13 protein-coding genes are annotated in these 19,071 nt (G+C 65.1%); 4 read left to right on the forward strand and 9 right to left on the reverse strand.

Translation table 11 applies throughout. The annotated features are described in order from the left end of the window. Positions 1-12: 12 nt before the first annotated feature. From D3877_RS24785 to D3877_RS24815, 7 genes are all read right to left on the reverse strand, one after another. Positions 13-3,648 (reverse strand): hypothetical protein, encoded by a 3,636-nt coding sequence (locus tag D3877_RS24785; protein ID WP_119833460.1) that lies wholly within the window; start codon positions 3,646-3,648, stop codon positions 13-15. A gap of 260 nt (positions 3,649-3,908) precedes the next feature. After that, positions 3,909-4,982 (reverse strand): aldose epimerase family protein, encoded by a 1,074-nt coding sequence (locus tag D3877_RS24790; protein ID WP_119833461.1) that lies wholly within the window; start codon positions 4,980-4,982, stop codon positions 3,909-3,911. A gap of 5 nt (positions 4,983-4,987) precedes the next feature. Next, on the reverse strand, positions 4,988-5,965 hold the full coding sequence (gene yjfF, locus D3877_RS24795; protein ID WP_119833462.1) for a galactofuranose ABC transporter, permease protein YjfF: 978 nt from the start codon (positions 5,963-5,965) through the stop codon (positions 4,988-4,990). Beyond that, complete coding sequence (locus D3877_RS24800) at positions 5,962-6,993, reverse strand: ABC transporter permease (RefSeq protein ID WP_119833463.1); 1,032 nt, start codon at positions 6,991-6,993, stop codon at positions 5,962-5,964. The genes yjfF and D3877_RS24800 overlap by 4 nt, the downstream gene beginning before the upstream one ends. Beyond that, complete coding sequence (gene ytfR, locus D3877_RS24805) at positions 6,990-8,549, reverse strand: galactofuranose ABC transporter, ATP-binding protein YtfR (protein ID WP_119833464.1); 1,560 nt, start codon at positions 8,547-8,549, stop codon at positions 6,990-6,992. The genes D3877_RS24800 and ytfR overlap by 4 nt, the downstream gene beginning before the upstream one ends. A gap of 140 nt (positions 8,550-8,689) precedes the next feature. Next, complete coding sequence (gene ytfQ / locus D3877_RS24810; protein ID WP_274379645.1) at positions 8,690-9,658, reverse strand: galactofuranose ABC transporter, galactofuranose-binding protein YtfQ; 969 nt, start codon at positions 9,656-9,658, stop codon at positions 8,690-8,692. Between the two features lie 267 nt (positions 9,659-9,925). After that, positions 9,926-10,816, reverse strand: a complete 891-nt coding sequence (locus D3877_RS24815) for a LysR family transcriptional regulator (protein ID WP_119833465.1) — start codon at positions 10,814-10,816, stop codon at positions 9,926-9,928. Positions 10,817-10,970: 154 nt separating this feature from the next. Here D3877_RS24815 and D3877_RS24820 point away from each other — a divergent pair, with 154 nt between their 5' ends. From D3877_RS24820 to D3877_RS24835, 4 genes are all read left to right on the forward strand, one after another. Continuing rightward, on the forward strand, positions 10,971-12,068 hold the full coding sequence (locus tag D3877_RS24820) for a 4-oxalomesaconate tautomerase (RefSeq protein ID WP_119833466.1): 1,098 nt from the start codon (positions 10,971-10,973) through the stop codon (positions 12,066-12,068). A gap of 98 nt (positions 12,069-12,166) precedes the next feature. Further along, on the forward strand, positions 12,167-13,189 hold the full coding sequence (locus tag D3877_RS24825; RefSeq protein ID WP_119833633.1) for a DctP family TRAP transporter solute-binding subunit: 1,023 nt from the start codon (positions 12,167-12,169) through the stop codon (positions 13,187-13,189). A gap of 80 nt (positions 13,190-13,269) precedes the next feature. Beyond that, positions 13,270-13,908 carry a TRAP transporter small permease gene (locus tag D3877_RS24830; RefSeq protein ID WP_119833467.1) on the forward strand — a complete coding sequence of 213 codons (639 nt, stop codon included), beginning with the start codon at positions 13,270-13,272 and terminating at the stop codon, positions 13,906-13,908. Further along, entirely contained in the window at positions 13,905-15,203 is a 1,299-nt protein-coding gene (locus tag D3877_RS24835; RefSeq protein WP_119833468.1) for a TRAP transporter large permease, read from the forward strand. Before D3877_RS24830 ends, D3877_RS24835 begins: the two co-directional genes overlap by 4 nt. Positions 15,204-15,213: 10 nt before the next feature. On the opposite strand, the gene D3877_RS24840 is transcribed toward D3877_RS24835, so the two are convergent. Further along, positions 15,214-17,703: a two-component system response regulator gene (locus tag D3877_RS24840; protein ID WP_119833469.1), complete on the reverse strand. Its 2,490-nt coding sequence runs from the start codon at positions 17,701-17,703 to the stop codon at positions 15,214-15,216. Then, entirely contained in the window at positions 17,669-18,787 is a 1,119-nt protein-coding gene (locus D3877_RS24845) for a sensor histidine kinase (protein WP_119833470.1), read from the reverse strand. The genes D3877_RS24840 and D3877_RS24845 overlap by 35 nt, the downstream gene beginning before the upstream one ends. Positions 18,788-19,071 lie beyond the last annotated feature (284 nt).

Here is a 19,071-nt window from a genome sequence, read left to right on the forward strand (position 1 = left end):
ACCCCAGCAGCGTCACGGAGGGGATTTTTCCCCCTTCAACCGGGCCAAAGCCGCCGCCGCCTGTGCCGGATCCGACCATGCCCCGCCATCCAACAGACTCTGGCTGGCCCGATCAAACGCCCGCACACCGTCGGCGGTGGCCGTTTGATGAAAACGCTCGATCAAGCCGCCCGTGCGTTCGATCACCTGGGCATCGCCGCTGCGGTGCGCCATCGGCAGCAGGGGAGCCAGGATGTTGGCGTACCCATCGACCTCGTGCTTCGGCCAACGCGTTTCGACATAATCCACAACCACCGCCGTCACGGCCGGAAATTTGCGGGTTGACGCGCGCGCGGATGCAAAAAGCCATTTGATGAGGCGCACCCCCGCTGCCGGTGGGATGACGCTTTTTGCCTCGCTGGGCTGCGTGGCGGCGTCAAAATAATAGGCAAACAACCGGAAAACCGTTTGCGGGCGATGGAACATGTCGGGCCGGGTGAGCAACGCCGCCACAGTGAAGGCTCGCCCCGCCCGTTTCGATGTTCTGACACGCACCAACGCCCGCGCCGCCACGGATCGCCAGCGTTCCGGGGACAACAGTGGGCCGCGTAAGAATCGGTTGATGAGAAAATCAGCTTCAGAACGCCGCCAATGACGCATGATCCATGCGAAACCACAGTCCACGCACCGATCACGCTGGTCGTCATCCAGAGACCGCCAGAGGCGAAGCTGCTGTTTGATGATGTGGGACGCGTCCACCGTCAGCGCGTTGTCCGAATGACCCAGCCAATGATGGGCGGACCTCAACGCGGGCGCAGCCTGATGGTCCAGATCCTGGCGACCCAAAAGAGGCGGCAGGACAAAGGCCGCCTCCACGCCGGTCGGATGCGCTTGCAACCACGCCAAACCGATCTCAATGGCGTCTTTCCCGCGCACGCCCAGATCCTTCCGCCCCAGCAACGGAGGCAAAACAAACCCCGCCTCGGCCCGTAGCCCGTGCTCCTCCAACCACCCGAACGCGCGCTTACGAGCTTCCTCGCTCTGTTCGGCTGCGAGGTCTGACCGCTCCAGCAACGGAGCCAAAACAAACCGGGCCTCGGCCCGTTGCCCGTGCTTCTCCAACAACCCGAGCGCGCGCGTGCAAGCCGCCTCGCTCTGTTCGGGAGTGAGGTCCGTCCGGCCCAGCAACTGAGCCAAAACAAAATCGGCATCGGCCCGTTGCTCGTGCTTGTCCAACCACCCGAGCGCGCGCGTGCGAGCCGCCTCGCTCTGTTCGGCGGTGAGGTCCGCCCGCTTCAGCAACGGAGCCAAGACAAACCCGGCCTCGGCCTGTGGCCCGTGCTCCTCCAACCACCCGAACGCGCGCGTGCGAGCCGCCTCGCTCTGTTCGGCGGTGAGGTCCGCCCGCTTCAGCAACGGAGCCAAAACAAACCCGGCCTCGGCCCGTTGCCCGTGCTTGTCCAACCACCCAAACGCGCGCGCGCAAGCCTCAGCGCTCTGTTTGGCGGCGAGATCCACCCGCCCCAGCAACGGAAACAAAACGAACTGCGCGTCAAGGTCGGTTGGGTGCTTGTCCAGCCAGCGCAGGGCGGCGGCGATGGTTTTGAGGTGGTCGTTCTGGTCCAGGTCGTTGCGCCGCAGCAAGGGCGCGATCAGGTGGGTTGCCGCCGGTGTGGCGCCGTTGCTGTCGATCCAGCGCCACACCGAATCCCGGAACATCGCGAAATGCCCCTCCGGTCCCCGCTGGATCGCGCGCGCCAGCAGATGGCGCGCCTCATGAATCGTGTCGGCAAACGCAAGCCACGGCGCGATCAACGGTTGCCAATTGGCGAACAGCCCGGCGGCCAGCGGGGATTCGAGCATCGCCCCCAGCGCGTAGCCGACCGTGTCCGGCGTGTCGCTCACCAAGGCCCGTTGGAACGCGCCTGAATGCTGATGGAGCCAATCGCTCAGGGCGCTTTCCAAGCCCGCCCGCCGGTCCTCCTCCAGCAGGCCAAAGGCGCGGGCGAAGGTGGTGGCGCAGCGCCCAAGGACGCGGACATCTTCCAGTCCGGGACTCAGCAGGGCGGCCAGCACCGCCACGCGGGGGCGGCGGCTGTCAAAATACAGGCACTTCTCAACAATTTCGTCCGTGACGACGTCGTGGGCGGCGAGGGCGTAATCACCATCGCCTTCCACCCATCCCATCGCGAACAGGGTGTCGATCATGCCCTTAGCGCCCCGCTCGGCATTATCATTCCTCGTGGCGCTTTGAGCTGTGAGTAAAGCGGTTAACGCCACCATTGGCAATTTGTGGCGGGCCAGAGGAGTCGCTGTGAGCACAGCCCCAGCAGCGATGATGGTGGCGCGTGGATCCGGTGCTGGAAGAAGCTGATCCTGATCCTGATCCAACTTTGGCAACAGGCCATCTTTCTTCAGGCGGCGTTCCAGCCAGCCGCCCAGATTGGGGCCGTCCCGACGGGCGCGGGCCAGCAGCGCCGCCACATCGCTTGGTCGGTTGTCCTGCGTTTCGCAATGTTCGATCTCTCGGGCGATGAACAGGGCGATGATGGGGCGTTGGCCGGTCGCTTCCAACAGGTGGTCCAACCCGTGCCGCGCGCAGGCGCGCGGGGCGACGGTCGTCACCATCGACCGCAAAATGGCGTCCCGCTGCGCGTCTTCCACGACCATGGGGCGGATGTCGAAAAACGCCCGCCAATCGTCCTGTCTGCGCTCCACCGCCCAGGATCGGGCCAGGGCCAGAATTGCAAAGCGGCCGCCCTGCGGCGCGGCGCGGGCTGTCACCTGTTGGCGCAGCGCCCGCAGATTCTCAGGGTTGTTCAACGCCTCACATTGTTCCAGATAATCGACGATCAGCAGGACCGGCGCCGTCTCAATGCCCGGCAGAACCCCGTCCGCGATGGCCGCGACGGTCAGTTTGTTGGCGCTGTCGGTGGCGTGGAGAACCCGCCACCCTTTTCGCACGGCGCGGCGGGCGACCTCGACAGCGGTGCGTGTTTTGCCGATGCCGCCGACCCCGCCCAACAGCACCCCCATGTGATCGCCAACCTCCTCCAACCGCGCCATCACACGGTCGGGATGATGGGGCGCCGTGTCAGAAGGGGGTATGAAGGCGAGATGGTCGGCCTTGAGGTAGGAGCGTGTTCCCTGCAACCCAGCCTCAAAATCCGCATGGTCTTGCAGCCCTTCGACCTTGACCCCCAGCCAAGCGTCGCGCAGGCGCGCGTGCCGGTCAAAGGCGCTGCGCAGCATCGACCAATCCAGCACCTTCACCCAGCTGATTGGCGGTCGCCGCTCCGCCGGAAGTCCGGCGAAAAAATTCTCTATCCTTGCGGTCAGATCATCGTAGGTCTGTTTGGTTGGGCGGGCCGAAACGCAATAGAGGTAGCCTTTCGCCCGAAGCCATGGCCGATAGAGACCCTGCCAGCCATCCGCCGCCTGTCTTTCCAGCTTTTTTTGAACCTCGTCCCAACCTCTGAAAATATTGTCGGCGAGGTTTTCCGACTTCTCCGTATGATGTTTGCATTCGACGATGATGGGAAAGGGTGCATCGGAGAACAGGCCGGTGCTGTGACGATCCCGTTCGAACCACTGGTCGATGGCGCCGTCTTGGCCCGTTGTCGAGGTCGCCGTCGCGCCGGGATCAAGCTCCAGAATCCAATCGCCCACGAGTTGCTGGAAAGCGTCCTCTGGTTTTTCAAACGCGAGACGGCGCGGTCCTGCAAGGTGTTCCAATCGAAAAACGTCTGGAAATACAGGCATTGCCCCAACAATCAGAAAATGAAATTCTTCTTTTGGTAGCGCATGTTTGCATCAAGATCAATGAATCCGTCCGCTCATCCAAAGGTGGCGGCCACAAGTGCTCCCCGCCTGGGCAATCTCTCCCTTTTGAGTCATTGCGCGTTGCAAGTGGGTCGGGGTGCCCTCCATCACGCCCCCGCCGTCACCCGCAACTCCATCCGGTGCTCATAACGCCGCCCCGGCTCCAGCCGGGCGGAGGGGAAATCTCCGATGTTCGGGCTGTTGGGAAAGCGCTGGGTTTCCAGCGCGATCCCGGCGAAGGGGCGGTAGGGTTGGTCGTTCTTGCCGATGATCGCCGCGCTGAGATACCCGCCGGTGTAGACCTGCAAGCCCGGCTGGTCGGACAGTAGCTCCAGGCGGCGGCCTGTGGGCGGGTGGTCCAGGCGCGCCACCAGACGCACATCTTCCGTTCCGCCGTCCAGACACCAATTGTGGTCGAAGCCGGTCGTTCCGCCCCCAACCGTTCCGCCTCCAACTGTTCCGCCCAGGGCGTCGAGCGCGTCGGCCAACAGCGGCCCGTCGCGCAGGTCGAACGGCGTGCCGTCCACCGACAGACGGGCGCCGGTGGGAATCAGGCCGTCGTCCACCGGGGTGATCGCGCCGCCCAGTACGGTCAGGCGGTGGTCGCGCACGTCGCCCGCCGCGTGTCCGGCGAGGTTCCAATAGCTGTGATGGACCAGATTGACCATGGTCGGCGCGTCGGTCGTCGCCGTCATCCGGATGTCCAGCGTCCCGTCCGCCGTCAAGCGATAGCAGGTTTGGGCGAGAAGTTCCCCCGGATAGCCCTGGTCGCCGTCGGGCGAGCGCAGGGTGAAGGTGACGGCGTTCTCCGCCTCCTCCACCGCCATCGCCCACAGCCGCCGGTCGAAGCCGTCGGCCCCGCCATGCAGATGGTTCGGCGGCTCATTGACGCTCAAATCATGCCGGACGCCGTCCAGCGTGAACGCCGCGCCGCCGATGCGGTTGCCGTAACGCCCGCAGGTCGCGCCGAAATAGGCGCTGCTCTCCAGGTAATCGGACAGCCGGTCGAAGCCCAACACCACGTCGGACAGCGTTCCGGCGCGGTCGGGGGCGAGCAGGCGGACCAGACGCGCGCCGTGCGCGATCAGGGTGGCCGACACCCCCGCCGGGCTGGTCAGAGTCACGCCCTCCACCGGGGTTCCGTCGGCGGCGTGGTCGAAGATGAAACGGGTGACGCTCACGGGCTTCAGGCCTCCGCCGGGTCGCCGTCGCGGTCGGACCAGACCGCCAGCAAGCCCTTTTGCAACAGAATGAAGACGAACAGCAGCACGCCGATGGCGATCTTGGTCCACCAACTGCTCATGGTGCCGTCGAAGGTGATGTAGGTCTGGATCAAGCCCTGGATCAGCACCCCGCCAAAGGTGCCCAGCACCAGACCATAGCCGCCGGTCAATTGCGTGCCGCCGATCACCACGGCGGTGATGGTGTCCAACTCCACCCCCGTCGCCGCCAGCGAATAGCCCGCCCCGGTGTAGAGCGAAAAGACGATCCCGGCCAACCCGGCCAGCAGCCCCGACAGGGCGTAGACGCCGACCGTGGTGCGGGCCACCGGCACGCCCATCAGCTCCGCCGAGTGGCGGTTGCCGCCCAGCGCGTAGATGTTGGCGCCAAAGCGCGTCCAATGGGCCAGCAGCATCGACAGCGCGAAGACGCCCAGCAGCAGCATCGCGGGCAGGCTGAGCCGTCCGCCGCCGGAAAAGCGCCACGCCACCTCGTTCAAATCGCTGTAGAGTGGGTGGTTGATCGGCAGAGAATCGGTGGTCAGGACGAAGCTGACGCCGCGCGCGATGAACATTCCGGCCAGCGTGACGATGAAGGGCGGCATCTGGAACCAATGGATCACCGCCCCCATCGCCGCCCCAAACCCGGCCCCGACAATCAGGGCGAGGGCGAAGGCGACCATCGGGTGAATCCCCGCCTGTTCGATCAGCACGGCCAGCAGCACGGTGGTGAAGCCGATCACCGCCCCCACCGACAGGTCGATGCCGCCCGACAGGATGACGAAGGTCATGCCCGCCGCCGCGATGCCGACAAAGGCGTTGTCGGTCAACAGATTGCCGACCACTCGGAGGGAGGCGAAATTGGGAAACTGCGCGGCGCACAGCAGAAAGCCGACGACCAGCACCGCCATGGTGACGATCAGCGGCAGGAAACGCTGGATCATGGCGTGGTCCTTTTCGGCGCGACGGGGTGGGGTTTGATGGGCTGGGCGCCGCGCGGGCGGGGCAGCAGAGTGGTCAAGGCGGGCGATTGGGCCAGCAACACCACCAGCAGCACCGCCGCCTTGACGATCAGGTTGAATTCCGGCTTGAAGCCGCTCAACAGAATGCCGGTGTTCATCGCCTGAAGGATCGCCGCCCCCACCACCGACATCAGCAGCCCGAAGCGCCCGCCCAGCAGGGAGGTTCCGCCGACCACCACCGCCAGGATGGCGTCCAGTTCCAGCCACAGACCGGCGTTATTGGCGTCGGCCCCCCGGATGTCGGCGGTCACGATCAACCCGGCGACGGCGGCGCACAGCCCGCACCAGACATAGACGGCGATCAGGATGACCGGCGTGTTGACCCCGGCGTAGGCGCTGGACAGCCGGTTGACGCCGACCGATTCGATCATCAGCCCCAGGGCCGTCATCCGCACCAACAGCGCGGTCAACCCCAGCATGGCGACGGTCAACACCACCGGCATTGGCACGGTCAGAAAGGATCCGCTGCCGATGGCGGCCAGATCGGGGCTGACGAAGGTGACGATCTGCCCCTCGGTGACAAGTTGGGCGATGCCGCGCCCGGCGACCATCAGGATCAAGGTGGCGATGATCGGCTGAATGCGCAGCACGGCGACCAACACGCCGTTCCACAGCCCGCACAACAGGCCGGACGCCAGCGACGCGGCGAGCACCGCCGACAGCCCCCAACCGGCTTGCGTCATGGTGGCGGCGATGGCCCCGGAAATCGCCATGATCGCGCCGACCGACAGATCGACGCCGCGCGTGGCGATGACCATGGTCATGCCGATGGCGAGCAGCGCCACCGGCGCGCCCCGGTTCATCACATCGACCAGACTGCCGAACAGACGGCCATCCTGCAAACGGATGGAAAAGAAATCGGGAAACAGCAACCAATTGGCCAGCAGCACGGCGACCAGCGCGCCATATTGCGGCAGATTGCGGGTGGAGCCGGACAGCGACAGGCTCATGGCCGGACCTCCGCAACGGGTGATGGGGGCACGGGTGATGGGGGCGATTCCGAGGCGATGGAGGCGACGATCCGTTCGACGCTCACATCCTCCCCGCGCAGGACGTCGACATGGTGGCGGTCGCGCAGCACGATGACGCGGCGGCTGTAGGCGACGATCTCCTCAAGCTCCGACGACACCACCAGCAGCGCCATGCCGTCGGCGCACAGCCGTTCGATCAGCCGGATGATTTCGGCGTGCGCGCCGACGTCGATGCCGCGCGTCGGCTCGTCCAAAATCAGGAAACGCGGTTCGGTCGCCAGCCAGCGCGCCAGCAGCGCCTTTTGCTGGTTGCCACCCGACAACAGCTGAATCGGGCGTTCGGCGTCCGGCGTGCGGATGTCGAGCAGGCGGATGAAGCGGTCGGCGATCTCCTGCTGGCGGCGGCGGGGGATCGGCTTCAGCCAGCCTTGCCGGGCCTGAAGCGCCAGAATGATGTTTTCCCGCACCGACAGGGCGCCGACGATGCCCTCCTTCTTGCGGTCTTCCGGGCAATAGCCGAAGCCCAGCCGCACCGCCTCGCGCGGGCCGCGCAGTTGGGTTTTTTCGCCATCGACCGTCACGCTGCCGCTGTCGGCCCGGTCCACGCCGAAGGCCAGCCGCGCCGTCTCCGTCCGCCCGGAGCCGAGCAGACCGGCCAACCCGACCACCTCGCCGGGCCGGATGTCGAGATCGAAGGGGGCGACGCTGCGCGTCTTGCCGAAACCCTGGAAACGCACCAGCGGCGGGCGGCTGTCGTCGATCTCCTCGGGCTGGGCCAGCCGGTGGGACGCCGCCTCCAGCTCCCGACCCAGCATCATGGCGACCAGATCGAGCCGGGGCAGATCGGCGGCGCGGCGTTCGCCGACCAGACGACCGTTGCGCAGCACGGTGATGCGGTCGCACACCGCGTACACTTGATCGAGGAAATGGGTGACGAAGACGATGCCGATGCCGCGCGCCTTCAACCCGCGCATGACGTCGAACAGCACCGCCACCTCCTGCGCGTCCAGGCTGGCGGTCGGCTCGTCGAGGATCAGCACCTTGGCCGACATGTCCACCGCACGGGCGATGGCGACGATTTGCTGAGTCGCCACGGAAAAGCGCTGAAGGGGGGCCGCCACGTCGATGGACAGGCCGTAGCCGTCGAGAATCACCCGCGCCCGCCGCCGCATCGCCGCCCGGTCCACCAGCCCGAAACGCATCGGCTGCCGCCCGAGGAACAGATTTTCCGCCACCGACAGGTTGGGCAGCAGATTGACCTCTTGATAGACCGTGCCGATGTTCAGGCGCTGGGCGTCTTCGACGCTGCGCGGGGCGATCTCCTCGCCGCACAGGGCGATTGTGCCGCCATCGCGCTGGTAAACGCCGGTCAGCGTCTTGATGAGGGTGGATTTGCCCGCGCCATTTTCCCCCAGCAGCGCGTGCACCTCGCCATGGCGCAGGGTGAAATCAACGCCGTCGAGCGCCTGGACGCCAAGAAACGCCTTGGACAGCCCCCGGATCGCCAGCAGCGGCGGGGCGTGGGGATGCGTCATGAAAAACCTCGCCTGACTGACCAGTAACCGGGGGGCCAAACGCCGGTTCCGGGGACGGAACGGGGGTTGCCGCGCCCGCGTCACCGGCGCCGCAACCCCCACCTCCGACCGGCGCCCCCCGCGCCGTAGAGAAACGCCGATCAGTAAGCGTCCTTGCGGCGCTCATACTCGGCTTTGGCGGTTTCCGGGGTGAACAGCGCGGATTCCGTCTGGATCCATTTGGCGGGCAACGTCCCAGTCTTCTTGTAGGCGATCAGCGCGTCGTACGCCGGACCCGCCATGTTGGGGGTCAGCTCCACCGTCGCGTTGGCCGTGCCCTCCGCCATCGCCTTGAAGATGTCGGGAACGCCGTCAATCGACACGACGAGGATGTCCGAACCGGGCTTCAAACCGGCTTCCTTGATCGCCTGGATGGCGCCGACCGCCATGTCGTCGTTGTGGGCGTAAACGGCGCAGATGCCCTTGCCGCCATTTTCGGCCTTGATGAAGCTTTCCATCACCTCTTTGCCCTTGGCGCGGGTGAAGTCGCCGGACTGGGTGCGGACGATCTTCATGCCGGGATTCTTGGCGACGATCTCGTCAAAGCCCTTTTTGCGGTTGATGGCGGGGGAGGAGCCGACGGTGCCCTGCAACTCGACCACCGCGCATTTGCCGCTGGTCTTCTTGGCCAGCCATTCGCCAGCCACCCGGCCTTCATGCACCGTGTCGGAGGTGACGGCGGTCATGTAGAGGCTGTTGTCCTTCGTGTCGATCTGACGGTCGAGCAGGACGACCGGGATCTTGGCCTCCTTGGCTTCCTTCAGCACCGAATCCCAGCCGGTGGCGACCACCGGGGCGATGAAGATGGCGTCCACCCCCTGGGCCACGAAGGACCGCACGGCCTTGATCTGGTTTTCCTGCTTCTGCTGAGCGTCGGAGATTTTCAAATCAATGCCGCGCTTGTCGGCTTCGGCCTTGGCCGTCTTGGTTTCGGCGGCGCGCCAACCGGATTCCGATCCGATTTGCGAGAAGCCGACCACCAGCTTGCCGTCGGCGGCCTGAGCCGGGGCGACACCGGCGAACAGGGCGACAACCGCCGTGGCGGCGACGGCGGACTTCAGCCAAGTCATGGACATCGTTCCTCACTCCCTAAAATTTTATGGGTCGTTTTTGCAGGCGAATGCGTTGCCGGACCGCGCGACGCGCCCCGGTTGGATTGGCTGTGCTGTCGATAAGCGTCCGATCCGATGCGCCGAGCCGGGTTGTTTTCGGTCGGGGCACCGGATCATTGATTGTTTGATGAACGTACTTTATGCGTCCATATCATAACTGTCCAATGCGATTTCGGACGGTTTTGATATGGGAATCGATATGATTGTTGCCGGTTGACGGGATCATCACGGCTTCCAGGCCCCCAGCAGAGTGTCGAGGAAGCGCGCCGCCATCGGCGACAGCACCGCGCCGTGGCGGCGGACCACGCCGATGGTGCGCGAGATTTTTGGGTGGACCAGCGGGACGGTGCGGATGATCGGGTGGCCCTGCGCCGGGGTGGCCAGCTTGGGCAGCAGCGCCACGCCCAACCCGGCCTCCACCAGTCCCAGCGACCCTGACAGATGCGTGACCTCGTAGGACCAGGTCAGCTTCAGGCCATGTTCGGCCAGCGTGTTGTCGATCAGGGCGCGGTTGCCGCTGGTCCGCCCCACCGTGATGATGCGGTGCGCCGCCAACTCGCTCCACGTCACCGTCTCGCGCGCGGCCAGCGGGTGATCGTGGCGGCAGGCCAGGACGAAGGGATCCTCGGCCAATGGCTGAAAATCAATGTCGGGGTGCGAGGCGCCGATGAAGTTGATGCCGAAATCGGCCTCGCCGCGCGCCACCGCCTCCAACCCCTCGTTGGCGCCCAAATCAAGGATGCGGAAGCGGATGCGGGGGAAGGCGTCGCTGAAGCCGCTGATGGCGCGGGGCAGGAAATAGAACACCGTGGTCGGCACCGCCGCGATGGAGATCTGCCCGCCGCTGCGGGTTCCCAGATCATGGATTCCCATCAGCGACGTCTCGAAATCATCCAGCAACCGCTGCACCTTCGGGATGAAGTCGCGCCCGACCATGGTCAGCGCCACATGCCGGGTGGAACGTTCGAGCAGGGCGACGCCCAACGTCTCCTCCAGCTTTTGGATGCGGCGGCTCAGCGCTGGTTGCGACAGGTTCAGCAGCTTGGCCGCCCGGTGAAAGCTGCCCAACTCCGCCACGGCGACGAAGGCCTTCAGGTCGATCAGTTCAAAATTCATCCGCCTTGCCGCCTCCGACGCGCCGGATCATTGATCCGATTTTCGCAATAATTCCTCCGATCTTTGCATTTCACAGAAATGCGGGCAAGGCCGATAGTCGGCCCATCGACCGTGGCCACGGCACCCCGTCATCGGATGGACTCCAGGCATTCCCATGAACGATCAGATCCGAATCCCCTGCGTTATGATGCGCGGCGGCACCTCCCGTGGCCCCTTCTTTCTCGCCTCCGACCTTCCCGCCGATCCGGCGGCGCGCGACGCGCTGCTGTTGTCGGTGATGGGGGCGGGGCATGATCTGGAAATCGACGGCATCGGCGGCGGCAACCCGCTGACCAGCAAGGTGGCGATCATCGGTCCCCCCAGCGTCGCCGGGGCCGACGTCGATTATCTGTTCGCCCAGGTCAAGGTGCGCGAACGGGTGGTGGACACCTCGCCCAATTGCGGAAACATGCTGGCGGCGGTCGGCCCCTTCGCCATCGAAGCCGGTCTGGTGGCCGCGTCGGACGGCGTGACCGTGCTGCGCATCCACAACGTCAACACCCGCAAATTGATCGAGGCGCGGGTCCAGACCCCCGGCGGCCACGTCACCTACGAGGGCGACGCGACCATCGACGGCGTGCCCGGAACGGCCGCCCCCATCCATCTGTCCTTTCTCGACGCGGCGGGGGCCAACACCGGGCGGCTGCTGCCGACCGGGTCGGCGCTGGAGGAGATTGACGGAATCGCCGTGTCCTGCCTGGACGCCGCCATTCCGGTGATGATGGTCCGCGCCGCCGATCTCGGCAAAACGGGGGCTGAATCGCCCGACAGCTACCGCCTCGACCGCGTGTTCATGAACCGGCTGGAGGCGCTGCGGCTGGAGGCCGGGCGGCGGATGGGCTTCGCCAACGCCGCCGATCTGGTCATTCCCAAACCCGTCCTGCTGGCCCCGGCCACGCGCGGCGGCACGCTGGCGGTGCGCTATTTCATGCCGCACGACTGCCACAAGGCGTTGGCGATCACCGGCGCGGTCGCCGTCGCCACCGCCTGCGCCACCCCCGGCACGCTGGCGGCGGCGATGGTCGGGCCGCAGACGCTGCCCGCCGACGTGGCGTTGGAACACCCGTCCGGGCGCCTCACCGTCCGTCTGGAGCCGTCGGCGAACCGACAAGCCCCCTTGGCGGCGGTTCAACGCACCGCCCGGCGTCTGTTTGAAGGATCGGTTTTCGCCCGTCCCGAGGCGGCGCCCCACCCGTTCGCCCTGGCCAGTTGACCGCGCCGCGACGGCGCGAACGCTCCCCAAAAATCCCAGAAAATTCAGCCGGAACCGCCATGCCATCGCGCGGCGCCGGCCTGTCGGAGGAAACCACCATGAATCGCACCCTCGCCGCCCTGCTGCTGGCGTCCAGCGCCCTGCTCGCCACCGTCTCTGTCGCCGGGCCTGCCCTGGCTGACAAGCCCATCATCATCAAATTCAGCCACGTCGTCGCCCCCGACACCCCCAAGGGAATCGCGGCGGCCCAGTTCAAGAAATTCGCCGAGGAGCGCACCGGCGGCAAGGTGGTGGTCGAGCTGTACCCCAACAGCCAACTTTACAAGGACAAGGAGGAGTTGGAGGCGCTGCAACTGGGCGCCGTGCAGATGCTGGCCCCGACCGCCAGCAAATTCGGCCCCATCGGGCTGAAGGAGTATCAAGCCTTCGATCTGCCCTATCTGTTCCCCGACCGCGCCACCGTCCACAAGGTGACGAACGGGCCGATCGGCGCCGCCCTGCTGCGCAAGCTGGAGAGCAAGGGCATGGTCGGGATGGCCTTTTGGGACAACGGGTTCCGCGCGATTAGCGCCAACACCCCGCTGCGCCTGCCGACCGACGCGCGCGGCCTGAAGATCCGCATCAACTCGTCCAAGGTGAACGCCGAAACCATCAAGGCGCTGGGCGGGCTGCCGCAAACGCTGGTGCTGTCGGAGGTGTATCAGGCGCTCGACACCGGCGTCGTCGATGGCACGGACGGGCCGCTGTCCAACCTCTACACCCAAAAACAGCATGAGGTGCAAAAGCACGTCGCCCTGACCGACCACAGCTTCAGCGCCTACGTCGTCGTGGTGAACAAGCCCTTTTGGGACGGCTTGCCCGCCGACATCCGCAGCACGCTGGACGGCGCGCTGAAGGACGCCACGCGGATCAACGACCAACTGGCCGAAGAGGATGAGCGCAAGACCATCGACGCCATCCGCAATTCCGGCAAGTCCGCCGTCCACACCCCGACGCCGGACGAAAAACAAGCCTGGATCAAGGCGTTGACGCCGGTGCAGACCAAGATGGCCCAACAGCTTGGCCTGACCGAACTGGTCGCGGCGGTGAACCGCGACCTGACCGCCGAACGCAGCCAGTAACCCGCCGCGCGGCGACGGGGCGAGGGCGGCGAGGCGGCGAGCCTCCCCGCTCCCCCCGGCATATAAGGACACAAGGCGCCATGACTTTTCTCGATGCGCTGGAGGAGTGGATCATCTCCACCCTCATGGCGGCGGCGACGCTCGTCATTTTTGTGGCGGTGGTTCACCGCTATCTCGTCGGCGTTCCCGTTTTGCAAGACGCGCTGCTGCGTTTTGATTTCACCTGGGCGCAGGAACTCTGCATTTACATGTTCGTCTGGATGGCCAAATTCGGCGCCGCGTATGGCGTGCGCACCGGCATCCATGTCGGCGTCGACGTCCTCATCAACCGGCTGAACGGGCCGTGGCGCGCCCGCTTCATCGTGCTGGGGCTGCTGGCGGGCGCGCTGTTCACCGGGATCGTCGGCACGCTGGGGGCCAGCTTCGTCTGGCACATGGCGCACACCGATCAGGTTTCCGCCGATCTGGAAATGCCGATGTGGCTGGTCTATCTGGCGATTCCCTGCGGATCCTATTTGATGGGCTTCCGCTTTCTTCAGGTCTGCGTCGCCTTTCTGCGGACGGGAAGCTTGCCCCACCATGACCACGGCCATGTCGATGGGCTGGAGGAAGAAGCCGCCGCGTCCGCCGACATCAACTGGTACGCGCTGGACGACAATCTGCACCCGCATGACCTGAACCGCGCCGACGCGCCGCGAACTGAGGAGACGGCCCGATGAGCGCCGCCATTATTTTTGGCCTGCTGCTGGTCCTGATGCTGACCGGCATGCCGATTTCCATTTCGCTCGGCCTGACCGTTCTGACCTTTCTCTTCACCATGACCGACGTGCCGATCAGCGCGGTGGCGTTGAAGCTGTTCACCGGGATTGAGAAGTTCGAGATCATGGCGATCCCCTTCTTCATCCTGGCGGGCAATTTCCTGACCCATGGCGGCGTCGCCCGCCGGATGATCAATTTCGCCACGTCGATGGTCGGCCATTGGCACGGCGGGTTGGGGTTGGCGGGCGTCATGGGCTGCGCGCTGTTCGCGGCGGTGTCGGGATCCAGCCCGGCCACCGTGGTCGCCATCGGCTCGGTCATTCTGCCCGCGATGGTGCAGCAGGGCTTTCCCCGCCAGTTCGGGGCGGGCGTCATCACCACGGCGGGGGCGCTGGGCATCCTGATTCCGCCGTCGATCTGCATGGTGATGTACGCGGTGGCGACTTCCGGAAATCCCAAATCGGCGTCCATCGGCCAACTCTTCATGGCGGGGGTGATTCCCGGTCTGATTTTGGCCTTCCTGCTGGGTCTGACCACCTGGCACCGCGCCCGCAAAAACAACTACCCCCGCCTGCCGAAAGCCAGCCTGGGCCAGCGCCTGAGCAGCTTCCGCGAAGCGGTGTGGGGCCTGCTGTTGATCGTCGTCGTCATCGGCGGCATCTACAGCGGGGCCTTCACCCCGACCGAAGCGGCGGCGATGAGCGCCGTCTACGCCTTCGTCATCGCCGTGTTCGTCTACAAGGACATGCCGCTGGCGGGCGTGCCGAAGGTGCTGCTGTCGTCGGCCAGCATGTCGGCGATGCTGCTCTACATCATCACCAACGCGGTGCTGTTCTCCTTCGTGCTGACCTCGGAAAACATCCCGCAGGCGATCGCCGATTGGATCACCGGGCAGGGCTTGGGCGTCGTCGCCTTCCTGCTGGTGACGAACATCCTGCTGCTGATGGCGGGCAATTTCATGGAGCCGTCCTCCATCGTCCTCATCATGGCGCCGATCCTGGTGCCGGTCGCCCTGCGCCTGGGCATCGACCCGGTGCATTTCGGCATCATTATGGTGGTGAACATGGAGGTCGGGATGTGCCACCCGCCGGTCGGCCTGAATCTCTACGTCGCCAGCGGCATCACCAAGATGGGCATCACCGAATTGACCGTGGCGGTGTGGCCGTGGCTGTTGACCATGCTGGCCTTTCTGGTCGCCGTCACCTACATGCCGATCCTGTCCCTGTGGCTGCCGCGCAGCCTCGGCATGATGTGACGCGCGCCCGTCAGCCCTGAGCGTCGTCCGCTCCCTGTTCCCCCCGTTCTTCGCCGCGCGGGACGTCGCCGCGCTGCTGCTGTTCCCGCAGCAGCGCGGCGACCGCGTCGGCGGTCAGCGGGCGGGCGTACAGATAGCCCTGACCTTCTTCGCAGCCCTGCGCCCGCAAGAAGGCCTTTTGATCCTCGGTTTCGATTCCTTCGGCGATGGCGATCAGGTTCAGCCGGTGGGCCATGGCGATGATCGCCTCGGCGATGGCCTCGTCGTTTCGGTCGTGGGGGATGTCCTGAACAAAGCTGCGGTCGATCTTGATGCGGTCGATGGGCAGGGATTTCAACGACCCCATACAGGAATAGCCGGTGCCGAAATCATCGATGGCCAGCGACACCCCCAGCTCTTTCAGCGCGCGCAGGGTGGCGACGCAGCGTTCGTCGTTCTGCAAGGTGCTTTCGGTGATCTCGATTTCCAGCGACGCCGGATCAAGGCCCGTGACCACCAAAATCTGACGGACGACTCCCGGCAAACGGTCGGGATCCATCTGGCGGGCGGAGACGTTGACGGCCATGCGCAACGGCGGCAAACCGGCGTCCCGCCACGCCCGCGCCTGCCAACAGGCTTCGCGCAGCACCCAATCGCCGATGCCGACGATCAGGCGGCTTTTTTCGGCGACCGGCACCACGTCGTCGGCCCCGCGCAGCCCATGGATCGGGTGTTGCCAGCGGATCAACGCCTCCACCCCCACAATGGCGCCGGTGGCCAGATCGACTTGCGGCTGGTAGTGGAGCCGCAACTCGTCCTTTTCAAAGCCGCGCCGCAGGTCGCGGTCACGCTCCAAATAAAGGGCGGCCCGTTCGGTCATCTCCTTGCGGTAAAAGGAAAAGCCGCTTCGTCCGGCGTCCTTGGCGGCGTACATGGCGGTGTCGGCGGCGCGGATCAGATCCTCTTGCGTGGTTCCATCCTCGGGAAACAGGCTGATGCCGACGCTGGCGGAGATGGCGAACTCCATCCCGGACAGCGTGACCGGGTGGGACAGCGCGGCGATGACGCGATCCGCCAACTCCGCCATCGCTTCGGGCTGCTCGACCCGATCCACGATGACCATGAATTCGTCGCCGCCCAACCGGGCCACGGTGTCTTCGGCGCGCACGGCAAGGCGCAACGCCTTGGCCACCGTGCGCAACAGATCGTCGCCGACGCTGTGCCCCAACGTGTCGTTGATCCGTTTGAAATGGTCGAGATCGACGAACAGCAGGCCAACCTTGCCCTGGGCGCGGTCCGCCGCCTGCATGGCGTGCTCCAGCCGGTCCATCGCCAACAGCCGGTTGGGCAGGTCGGTCAGCGGATCGAAATGGGCCAGATGCTGAAACTTGTCCTGCGCCTGACGGATCGCCCGCAGATCGGAGAACAGCGCGACATAGTGCGACACCTGCCCGTGACGGTCGGCGACCGCCGCAATGTTCGCCAGCATGGGCAACGCCTCGCCGTTGCGCCGATGGCCCCGGATTTCGCCGTGCCATTGCCGGTTGGCGGCCAGCGTGTCTTGCGCGATCCGCCAGTCGGCGGCGGACAGATTGGGCGGCGACAGCAGATGCGCGGCGCGCCCGATCACCTCCTCCCGCTCATAGCCGGTGATCGCGCAATAGCCACGGTTGGAATCCAGGGTGGCGAACTCGCGATCCAGGATCAGGATTCCCTCCTGCGTCGCCTCGAACACGGTGGCCGCCTGGCGCAATTGCGTTTCGGTGTTTCGGCGCGCGGTGACGTCCTGGATCACGCCGATCAGCCGTTTTTTCTTGCCAATGTCGGTGGTGAAAACCCGGCCCTGCACCTTCAGCCAATGGACGCTGCCGTCGGGATGGACGCTGCGGAATTCGATCACCCCCAAGCCCTGGCCATCGACCGTCCGTTCGAACGCCCGGTTGACGAGGTCCCGGTCCTCCGCGTGCACCTGCTCCAAAAAACGGTCCCACGACCCGGAAAACGCCTCGTGCGCATGACCGAACAGGCGTTGGGCCTTGCCGACATGCAGCACCGTGCGGGTGGACACGTCCAACTCCCACGACGCCATGTCCGCCGCTTCCATCGCCAGATGCAGCCGCTCTTCGCTCTCGCGGATCGCCGCGTCGGCGGCGCCGCGCTCCAGCGCCATCTGGATCGTCGCGTGCAACTCACGTTCGCTGAACGGCTTGACGAGATAGCCATAGGGCTTGGTGCCGCGCGCCCGCTCCAGCGTCGCCGCTTCGGAATAGGCGGTCAGATAGATGATCGGGGTGTGGAATTCCTTGTGGATTTCCGACGCCGTTTCGATCCCGTCCATCGAGCCTTCGATGTGGATGTCCATCAGCACGATGTCGGGCCGCTCGTTGCGGACGCGTTCCAGCGCCTGCACGCCCGAGGCCGCCGGAGACGCGAGATCGTATCCCAGGGTTTTCAGCCGTTGCTGAAGATGCAGGGCGACGATGCGTTCATCCTCGACCACCAGCACGCGGGCCTGTGTCATGCGGCGACTCCGTTTGTTTGGCGATGGGAAAGCGCAAGGAAAAACAGGTGGGGTTCGCCTTTTGGATCGACAGGACGCCGCCCAACTGTTCGGTCAACAGGCTGACCAGTTGCAGACCAAGGGTGCCGGACACGCCCGGATCGACGTCGGCGGGCAGACCGACGCCGTCGTCGCTGACCGACAGGGACACCTCGGTCGGCGTTTCATTGACCAGCCGGACGGCGATCTCCCCGCCGCGCCCGTTGGGAAAGCCATGCTTGATCGCGTTGGAAATCAGCTCGTTCACAATCAGGCCGCAGGGAATGGCGGCGCTGATCGGCAAATGGACGCCGATGGTGTGGACCGCCAAGGCGATGCGCGACGGATCGACCCCGTACGACGCGATGAGGGTCGGGGCCAAAGAATCCAGGAAATTGGCGAAATCGACCCGCGCGAAGTCTTTCGACTGGTAAAGCGTTTGATGAATCAGCGCCATCGAGCGGATGCGCGTCTGGCTGTCGCGCAGCATCCCCAACACTTGCGCGTCGTCGATCCGCGCGGATTGCAGATCGAGCAGGCTGTCGATGATTTGCAGGTTGTTCTTCACCCGATGATGGATCTCGGCGAGAAGAACGTCTTTTTCCTTCAGCGCCTGCTGGATTTTTTCTTCTTTTTGCTTGCGGTCGGAAATGTCGACGATGGCCGACAGCACCATGGTTCCTTCCTCGGTCTCAATCGGGTTCAAGCCGATTTCGACCGGAAACTCGCTGCCGTCCTTGCGCAGAGCGTGCAAATCCCGTCCGGCCCCCATCGGGCGTGATTGGGGGTGGGCGAAAAAGGACTCGCGCAAGGTCGGGTGGTGGCCGCTGAAGCGGATCGGGACCAGGATTTCGACCGGCTGGCCCAACAGTTCGCTGCGGGCGTAGCCGAACACCCGCTCCGCCTGGGTGTTGATCATTTCGATCAGCCCCCGGCTGTTGACCATGACCATGGCGTTGGGGGCGGATTCGACGACCTGCCGGAACCGTTCCTCGCTCTTGCGCAGCGCCTGTTCGATGCGCAGCCGCCGAACATCCTCCGGCGAAAGCTCAACCTCATCCTGCATCCGTCGTCCTCCGCCACCGCGTTTCGGGTCAGGCTGTCGTTCTGCAAGACTAAATGGGCACGACAAAGATTTCGACGGGCCTCTCATTCCGATGAGGCCACACCGCTCCGATAAAGGTCATAGGATAAAAGTAATTCACCCGCCGCAAACACAACCTAACACATAACCATATGGTCTTATCTGTGACCGATTCTGGCTTTTTGAAAAATATTTAAAGCACAACGCTCAAATTGAACGCCTTTGTATTTTCGGACAACAATGGTAATGCAACCACAGGGCGCTGT

Source organism: Azospirillum cavernae (assembly GCF_003590795.1).
GTDB classification, from domain to species: Bacteria; Pseudomonadota; Alphaproteobacteria; order Azospirillales; family Azospirillaceae; genus Azospirillum; species Azospirillum cavernae.